Genomic DNA, 8,474 nt, shown 5'->3' on the forward strand with positions numbered 1-8,474 from the left:
ATCCGAGTACTTGTAGGTCCCCAACGGGAACTCCTGATCTCTGGAACTTCATAGTTCCAGTGTCCAGGGTGTCCACGACCAGGGGGAAACCTCCCGACGCCGACGTAGAGCGGTACCTGTTCGCCAGTGACCTCTTGATCCGGCTCTGGGTGCCAGTCGGTGACGACTTGGACACCAGGGTCGATTAGGGCGAGGCCTGTGAAGAATCGAGCGAATTCGGCTTGTGACCGTACCTGTGCTGGCACGCTGCTGGCACGGTAGATTTGGACGGCTCTGTCCCAGGCGGCAGCGTCGAAGTCTCCTGTCACGTGCGAGAGCGTGAGGAAGCTGCCGGAGGGAAGAGCGGTCAGGAGTTCGTGGACGAGGTTGTAGGGCTTGTACTCGTCGGAGACGAAGTGCAGGAGGGCCACGAGTGAGAGGGCGATCGGTTTCTCGAAGTCGAGGATTTCCTTGGCTTCTTCGAGGATCTTCTCGGGCTCGCGGACGTCCGCTTCGATGTACTTCGTCGACCCCTCCGGTGTGCTCCGCAGAAGCGCCTCCGCGTGGCGGAGGACGACGGGGTCGTTGTCCACGTAGACTATGCGTGATTGAGGGTGCACCGCTTGGACGACCTGGTGGAGGTTGGGCTCGGTCGGGATTCCGGTTCCGATGTCGAGGAACTGACGCACGCCGCGGTCGGCAAGGATCCGGGCGGCACGCCTCATGAAGGCCCTGTTGGCTCGGGCAGCGGTCTGGATAGCCGGCAGGAAAGATATGACCTTCTTGGCGGCTTCCTCGTCTACGGGGTAGCTGTCCTTGCCGCCGAGGTAGTAGTCATACATACGGGCGGGGTGGGGGCGGCTGGTGTCGATGGGATTTAACGGCATTGTGGTTCTGCGCGCCTTCCGGGTCTGGTTCTCGGCGTCTGGACTGCGAACCTGCGGGTTCAGGAAAGAAGGAAGTCGGCGGTCCCCGCCTTAGCGCCGAGGATGAAGGCCGCGATCTCACTCGGCTCGCAGATGAGGGCCGGTCCGTCAGGGTCTGTCGACTGCCGGAGTGCTACATACCCGTCACCGAGGCTTTTCGCCTCTACACAGTTGCCGCCGTTGCTGCCGCTCCAGGGCTTGACCCACTGCTCCGCTCCGAGTTCCGCGGTGGCACGGTGGACGTGGCTCATAGATACAGCTCCTTGCGGATATCACCAAGGAATCTCTTGGTTTCCTGTTTCGACAAACCGTATACACTCATCTGCCCCAACGCCTCACGGAACAAAGCTACTTCTACTTTTTCTTCGCTGTATCCGGCACGACTCAGGCTGTCGGTGCAGACGATGTCGGGAAGTTCTGGTATCTCGAACCGGAAAACAGTGAAGGGACCGAAGGCACCCGGGTGGAGGCCGGCTTCGAAAGGGCACACCTGCAGGGTGACGTTCGGAAGGTCCGCCACGTCCAGGAGGTGTTCTATCTGTTCACGCATGACGGCGCGGCTTCCGGCCGCGCGTCGCAGGCTCGTCTCGTCCGTGATTACCCATAGTTGAGGAGGCGCCGGGTCCTTGCGCGTGAGGATGCCCTGGCGTCTGCTGCGAAGGTCGACGCGTCGCTCGAGCACGTCGGCCGGCATGCGGGGCAGCCCTCGCTCCATGACGGCGCGTGCGTAGTCCGGCGTCTGCAGCAGGCCGGGAATGACTCCGGGCTCGTAGCCGCGGATGTCGGTCGCGGCGTTCTCCAGTGATACGTGGACTCCGAACCAGCCCGGCAGGGCGTCGCGGAAGCTCTGCCACCAGCCGGGTGTGGCCGCCTTGTCGAGGAGGGCGAGGAATTCGCTGATCTCGTCCTGAGGGACGCGGTAGACCTCGAGGAGGGTCTTGACGGTGGCGTACTTGAGGGAGGTCTCGGCCTTTTCCATCCGGGTGACGGTCGTCTGGGCGATCCGCAGTTGCTTGGCAGCCTGTACGGCGGTGAAGCCTGCTGCCTCGCGCAGAGCGGCCAGGCGCCGGCCGAGGACGATGGCCAGCACGGTCGGGGCCGACTTTGGTTCACTCACGCCGGTCGCCTCTCCCCTTCGGCTGTCGGTTGCCGTCCGGAGCAGTGTGCCACGGTGTCCTTGAGCCGACCAGACTGCAGCTCGAACTCTGCAGGTTGCAGAGTGAGGCTTGCCAACAACGCGCTGTGCGCGCATAGTTACCTCGTGATCCAGATCACGTAGCACGGACGCACGCTCCCCTGCCTTCACCCCCAGGAAGGTCCGAGATGCCCACCCGCCGCCTCACGTTGCCCCGCATACCGGTCCACGAGCACCGATGGGGGAACTGGTGCGTGCGCGCCAGCCGCTTCGAGCACGCGGCTCGTGATCGGGCAGCGAAGACCGACACTCCGGGTTTGCGAGGGGTCCGTGCTGCGCGGCGCCCGTACGCCGAGTGCCGGCTAAGGGGCCTGCCCCGACGGGAGCGCCAGGCGAAGCGGCCCTGGGCCGACTTCTGCCGCCTCCTGCGGCGAGTTGCTCTGTGCCCGGCGCTGCCGGCCCCGGCGTGTGAAGGCAGCGTGGCGATGCCGGCACTCCGCGAACGCGATGGAAGTTGATGTGTATACGACACGGATGACTCTGTTCAGCAAGCTGGTCAAGGAGCGGCACTGGACCACGCACCAGACGTTCAGCATGCATTTCGCCAGGGCGGGGCGGGAGCTCGCCGAGCGTACCGGCGAACGCCAGCTCGCGGACGTGGCCGTATCGCGCCGGACTTTCGACCGCTGGATGGCCGGTCAGCTGCGGAGTATGCCTCAGCGGGACACTCGGACCATCCTCGAGTACCTCTTCCAGCAGCCGGTCGCGTTGTTGTTCGCCCCGCCGGGTGGTGCAGCTCGTGACCTCGGGAGCGAGGGTGCCTTCGACGACCCGCTGGCTGTGGTCACGCAGACCGACTTGCTGACGCAGTCCAGCACCGGCCCGGTCGTGCTGGACCACTTCCGGGGGGAGATCCAGGGGATCGTCGACCGCTACGAGACGCACGGCCCGCAGGCACTGGTCGGACAGACCCGGGCCCTGCACCGGGAACTCGGTGCCCGGCTCAGCGAGAGAGAGCATCTGCCGGCGGTGCAGGCCGAGTTGTTCCGGCTGACAGGGCAGGCGGCGGGCCTCCTGGCGTACATGGCCGTCAATGCCGGGGCCAGGCCCGCGGTCGCGGAGGCGTACTGCGCGCAGGCCGAGACCCTGGCCGGACACGTCGGGGACACGGCGCTGCAGATGTGGGCCGCTGGGACCCGGTCGCTGAGCCTGTACTACCAGCGCCGTTACGCCGAGGCCGACGCGGCCGCGGCCGCCGGGATCGACCTGGCGCCCGGTGACGGCCAGGCCATCAGGCTGCTGGTCAACGGCCGGGCGCGGGCTCTGGCTCGACTGGGCGACCGGAGGGGGGCGGAGCGTGCCATCGGGAGGGCGCTGGACCTCTCCGATCGGCAGCCGTCCTTGCCCTGCGGGATCACCTCGTGCATCTCCTTCGCCCCCTACAGCCTTGCCAGAACCCTGGCCAACGAGATGACCGCACGGCTGTCCCTCAGCGACACCGGCGAGGTCCTGTCCTGCGGGGAACAGATCGACAGGCTGATCGAGGAGTCCGACTCCGAGTGGAGCAGGGCCCTGGTCCGGCTCGATGTCGCTGCCGCGCTCCTGGAGCACAAGCAGCCGGAGGTGGAGCACGCCATGTCGCTCGGGCGCAGCGCGCTCCACGCCGGCACCAGCGCGCCCATCGCGTCCGTGTGGCAGCGGGCGAACGAACTGTACGAGCGGGCCGGGCGCTGGCACACAGAGCCTGATGTGAGTGACTATGCCGAGGAGCTTCGGACCTGGTGCTTGCGCCCGCAGGCCCGATCGATCGTCAGCGGCTCGGGCCCCGAGCTCGCTCTGCAGCAGTAGGGAGAATCGTGACGCCCGAACTGGACGTCTTCCCCGACGCGTTCCCGCACAGCCCGCCGCCGGACCTCGACAGCACCGACCTGGTCGTCGATCATGACTGGAGAGCGTTCACCGCTGTCGAGCGGATGACGGACCACTGGGCGCGCCCAGGTTGGCACGAGGGCGTCCGAGCCTACTACTGGATGCTGACTTTTCCCGACGCCGACGCTCTTGTCAGCCGCGCGCGGCAGTGCCAGGACGCGCTCGCACACCTGGAGATGGACTGCGTCCCCGAGGACGGGCTGCACGTGACCTTGACGCGCATCGGCAGCACCGACCTGGTCTCCGACAACCAGCTGGAGGCGGTCGCCGCCCTGGCGGCACGGATGCCGGTGACGGCGTTCCGGGCCGCTGCTCACCCGATGGCGGGATCGCGGGGAGCCGTCCGCTTCTCCCTCGCGCCGTGGACGCCCCTGATCCGCCTGCATGCCGCTCTCAGTGAAGCCGGGCGACGCGCGGGCGTGCCCGGGGGCAAGCCCACCGCGGCCTTCCGCCCCCATCTGGGCGTGCAGTACTCCAACCGCGAACGACCCGCCGCGCCCGTCATCGAGAGCGTCGCCCGCCTGCGCACCCTCGATCCGGTGCCCTTGGACATCGACAGCGTGGAACTCGTCGAGCTCTGGCGCACGAACCGTCCGGCACCCGCCTACCGCTGGCGCGTTGTGCGCAGTGTGCCCCTGCGCCCGCGCTCGTCCACCCCCTCCCCCGCCCGCCGGCAACACTGACCCGAAGAGGCCCAGGAATGAGGGACGAGGTGGACACGAACGACGCTGTTGCGTTCCAACTGTCAGGCTGGTGTTCGACGGGCAAGGCTGACTACGGCCGGTGAGAGAGGCGCGTGCGATGCAGGTCAAGACGATGACACTCTTCCGTCTGCTCGTTCAGGAGAAGGGCTGGACCACCAGTCAGACCTTCGGGGCACGCTTCACCGCTGCCGCACGGGAGCTGGCCGCCGAGACCGGTCAGCGACGGCTCGCCGACGTCACCGTCTCCCAGCGCACCTTCAACCGGTGGATGACCGGCGACATCAAGACCACGCCCCAGAAAGACACCCGCCGGATCCTCGAACACCTCCTCCAGCAGCCCGTCGTAGGACTGTTCGCCCCGCCCTTGAGCACCGACGTCAGCCGCATCACGGCTTCCCAGCCGGAGGCTTCTTCCTCACTTTTGTTGCCAGACCTATCCACAGACAGCGATGAAGCTCTCGACACCCCCTCAAGGGACGCGCGACTCCGATCAGAGGGCACCACAGACTCGTCTGAGCATGCTCACGACCTTCGTGTCTTGTCCGCCGAGGCTGCCGCCGCCTCGCTGGTGTTCGCCGCATCTGTCACACCCAGCAACGTCACCGACGACACACTTGAACACCTGTCGTTCGAGATCTCACGCATTGCCACCGACTACGTACACGCGCCGCTCCTCCCGCTGTTCGCCGACCTCCTTTCATTACGCGATCAAATCTTCGCCCTCCTCGTAGGGCGGCAGCGGCCCTATCAGACCAGGGAACTATTCCTTCTGGGAGGCACGACCTGCCTGTTGCTGTCGCACGCTTCCCAGAACCTCGGAGACACCCGCTCGGCCATGGCCCAAGTGCGCACCGCATGGACCTGCGCCGAGCAGGCCGATCACACCGGTCTCCGAGCCTGGACACGAGGGACCACCGCACTGATCAACGAGTGGTCCCCGCAGAGCCGCATGGCGCTCAAGCTCACCGAACACGCCGCTGCTCTCGCCCCCGCCGGCGAATCCCGCATCCGCATCGCCGCCATCGAGGCCCGCACCGCCGCACGCCTCGGCGACCGCGACCGCGCACTCGCGGCTGTCGAGCGACTGCATCGCGCGCGCGAGGAGACACCGGAGAAGGACGAGATCGAACGGTTCGGCGGCCTGCTCAGCTTTCCGGTCGCCAAGCAGGAGTACTACCTCGGCGGCACCTTCGCCCTCCTCGGCGAGCACGCAGTTGCCGAGCAACACGCCACTGCGGCCATCGAGCGGTACGTCACCGGCCCGCCCGAAGAACGCTCGTACGGCGACGAGGCCCTGGCCGTCATCGACATCACCACGGCCAGGCTCGCCCAAGGGGACCTGGACGGCGCGGCCGAGCGCCTGCGGCAGACCCTCGCGCTTCCACCGGAGCTGCGCATCCAGCAGCTCGGTAAGGCCGTGGACCGCGTCGCTGCGCTCCTGCGGCAGCCAGCTTTCGCCGGGAACCGCGACATTCGTGAGCTTGCCGACCTCGCCACGAGCTACCGCGTTATCGACGCGGGAAGCCGGATACCTTCCTTGTGATGACCACAACCTTCACAGCCCAAGAAGACGCCATCCGAGACGCGTGCCGCGCCCTCGGGCTGTTCGCCCGCGGTCTGACTCCGCTGCGGAGGCACGCCACCTCCGTGTACCTTCTCCCTCATGACCGCATCGTGGTCCGGGCCAGCCCCTGGGACCAGCGCAAGGCCGTTGGAAGATCCGTAGCCCTGACCCGCTGGCTCGCTGAACAGGGCCTCGCCGTCACCGAGGCGATCAACGTCCCACAGCCGATCGACCGACCGCCCTATACGATCACGCTCTGGACCCACTACCACCAGACCAAGGGAACGCCCCCGTCCCCTAAGCACCTAGGCGGGCTCCTCCGCCGGCTTCACAGTCTGCCTCCGCCACCCATCGAACTGCCCCCGTATCAGCCCCTCGCCGCGCTTGGTGAGACGGTGCACCAGAGCTCCACACTCTCCGGCAGCGACCGGAGCTGGCTCCAGGAAGCCATGGTCCTGGCCTTGGACGCATACAGCCGCCTGGACTTCCCGCTGGGAGAGGGGCTCGTGCACGGTGACGCCTACCCCGGAAACACTCTGTGGAACGGGACCCGCGCTCTGCTCGGCGACTGGGACGAGGCCGCTTTCGGCCCACGCGAGCTCGATCTCGCGAACACCTTCCAGGGCGTCCGCTTCGGCAGAACTCAGCAGGAGCTCAGAGCATTCGCCCACGCCTACGGCTACAACCCAGCGCAATGGCCGGGACTCCCGGTTCTCACCCGGATGCGAGACCTGCACGCCTTGGGCTCGTTCATACGACGCGCTGACAAGGGCGACGGAGCAGCCGTGGAACAGCTCGCCTTCCGCCTGACCACTCTCCGCAACGATGATCACGATGCGCCATGGAGCGCTCATTGAGCGCGGGATCGAAGACGGATCGTGGTGTTGCACCACCCTGCCGGACCGCGCTGGCGACTCCGCATTCGCAGGATCTGTTTCCTCATACGGGCGGTGACCGCTGCTGGGGGTGGGCAGCGAACCGTCCGATCCCCACCCACCACGCGGAGGAACCTCCGCGCCTTGCATGACCGGATCCGGCAGGTTCCGGGGCCCCGCCGTGCGGCGGCGGTGGTCGACGATGCGGAGTCTCCCGTGGCCGGCCGGCGACGGACGGTTCCGAGGCGCCCTGTCAGATGTGTGCTCCCTCGGCGACACGCCGCGTAGCGTCTACCTGAAGCCCGTCGCGGAGGTGTTCGTAGATCTCGTCGACGACTGCGAGTTCGTGTTCCGTGAGGGCAGGCCCCAGACAGGTGTAGTTCTCTTCGACCTGCTCTCCGTTGCTGAAGCCCATGACGACGACGCAGTTGTCACCGCGCTGCAGGCAGGACCGCAGAGCCAGGCGCGTCAGTGTGCCCGGCGCGCTGTCGAAGGTGTTCCGCAGCCTCTGGAGCCCCTCGGCGATCCGTTTCGTGAGCAGTGGTGTCGACCGTGCGAGGCCCTGGGAGGCGGTGCGGTGAAGGTGAGACGGAGAACGCCCTGTGCGTCCGCCCGCCCCCGTGAGGACGCCGTGCGCCAGCGGCGCGGCCAGGACCAGGCCGACGCCGTGGCGGGCGGTGAAGGAGAACAGGTCCTCGCCATCGAGCAGGACGGCCGGCGTGAACGCGTTGAATCGGGTCCAGACGACATCTGGCTTGATCAGGCGGAACAGGTACAGAAACCGCTCTGCCTGCGCTTCCCACTCCGCGGGGGAGGACCCGTAGTCCGCGTACGGCCCTCGCATGCCGATCGCCTTGATGGACTCCAGTTCCCGGAGTGTGCGCATCGCGTCGATGGCGTTGCCGAGATAGCGATCCGCGGGTCCGAAGTCGAAGGACTCCAGGGTGTAGAGGTCCAGTTGTTCGGCGTAAAGGTTCTCCAACGATTGCTCGAACTGGTGATGGATGTGCCGGTCGGCGAACGGGTGCGGCGCGGAGCCGCGCACCCGGCCCACCTTGCTGCTCAGGTAGAGAGGCACGTCCTGACGTTCACGCACAAACCGGCCGATCATGCGCTCCGAATGGCCGCACCCGTACGAATCTGCCGTGTCGAGGAAGACCGTCCCATGCTTGACGTGCTCGACCGCACGCCCGAGTCCGTCGAGGAAGCCGCTGACGGCCCCCGGGGCCCCGGAGGTGTCACGCCCCGGGCGTACTTCACAGTGCAGGCCTAGTGTCCCGAGTCTTGGGAGGACTGCATATCTAGGATTTGGGGTTCGGTAGGCGGTTCAGGTAGCCGGCGAGGCGTTCGAGGATCTCGTCG

The 8,474-nt window shown here is 67.0% G+C and carries 7 protein-coding genes and 1 pseudogene; 4 read left to right on the plus strand and 4 right to left on the minus strand.

Going from position 1 to position 8,474, the window contains the following annotated elements:
* Positions 1-83: 83 nt before the first annotated feature.
* The 3 genes and pseudogenes from ACFC02_RS40345 to ACFC02_RS40355 all read right to left on the minus strand — a co-directional run.
* Positions 84-866, minus strand: a pseudogene (locus ACFC02_RS40345) (SAM-dependent methyltransferase); the annotation flags it as partial.
* Between the two features lie 59 nt (positions 867-925).
* A complete protein-coding gene (locus ACFC02_RS40350) occupies positions 926-1,156 on the minus strand; it encodes a DUF397 domain-containing protein (protein ID WP_376367647.1) in 231 nt (76 codons plus the stop codon).
* Entirely contained in the window at positions 1,153-2,022 is an 870-nt protein-coding gene (locus tag ACFC02_RS40355) for a helix-turn-helix domain-containing protein (RefSeq protein ID WP_376367649.1), read from the minus strand. Before ACFC02_RS40355 ends, ACFC02_RS40350 begins: the two co-directional genes overlap by 4 nt.
* A 552-nt stretch (positions 2,023-2,574) precedes the next feature.
* Here ACFC02_RS40355 and ACFC02_RS40360 point away from each other — a divergent pair.
* The 4 genes from ACFC02_RS40360 (at position 2,575) to ACFC02_RS40375 (ending at position 7,094) form a co-directional block, all read left to right on the plus strand.
* Positions 2,575-3,888 (plus strand): hypothetical protein, encoded by a 1,314-nt coding sequence (locus ACFC02_RS40360; RefSeq protein ID WP_376367651.1) that lies wholly within the window; start codon positions 2,575-2,577, stop codon positions 3,886-3,888.
* Positions 3,889-3,896: 8 nt separating this feature from the next.
* Positions 3,897-4,652, plus strand: a complete 756-nt coding sequence (locus ACFC02_RS40365) for a 2'-5' RNA ligase family protein (protein ID WP_376367653.1) — start codon at positions 3,897-3,899, stop codon at positions 4,650-4,652.
* 118 nt (positions 4,653-4,770) lie between these two features.
* Positions 4,771-6,216: an XRE family transcriptional regulator gene (locus ACFC02_RS40370; protein WP_376367655.1), complete on the plus strand. Its 1,446-nt coding sequence runs from the start codon at positions 4,771-4,773 to the stop codon at positions 6,214-6,216.
* Positions 6,216-7,094: a phosphotransferase gene (locus tag ACFC02_RS40375; RefSeq protein WP_376367657.1), complete on the plus strand. Its 879-nt coding sequence runs from the start codon at positions 6,216-6,218 to the stop codon at positions 7,092-7,094. Before ACFC02_RS40370 ends, ACFC02_RS40375 begins: the two co-directional genes overlap by 1 nt.
* 271 nt (positions 7,095-7,365) lie before the next feature.
* Here the strand turns inward: ACFC02_RS40375 and ACFC02_RS40380 are convergent, their stop codons facing one another.
* The gene (locus ACFC02_RS40380) at positions 7,366-8,379 is read right to left on the minus strand and encodes an aldo/keto reductase (protein ID WP_376367659.1); all 1,014 of its coding nucleotides are present in this window, start codon (positions 8,377-8,379) and stop codon (positions 7,366-7,368) included.
* Positions 8,380-8,474 lie beyond the last annotated feature (95 nt).

Source organism: Streptomyces sp. NPDC056160, from assembly GCF_042268205.1.
Lineage (GTDB): Bacteria > Actinomycetota > Actinomycetes > Streptomycetales > Streptomycetaceae > Streptomyces.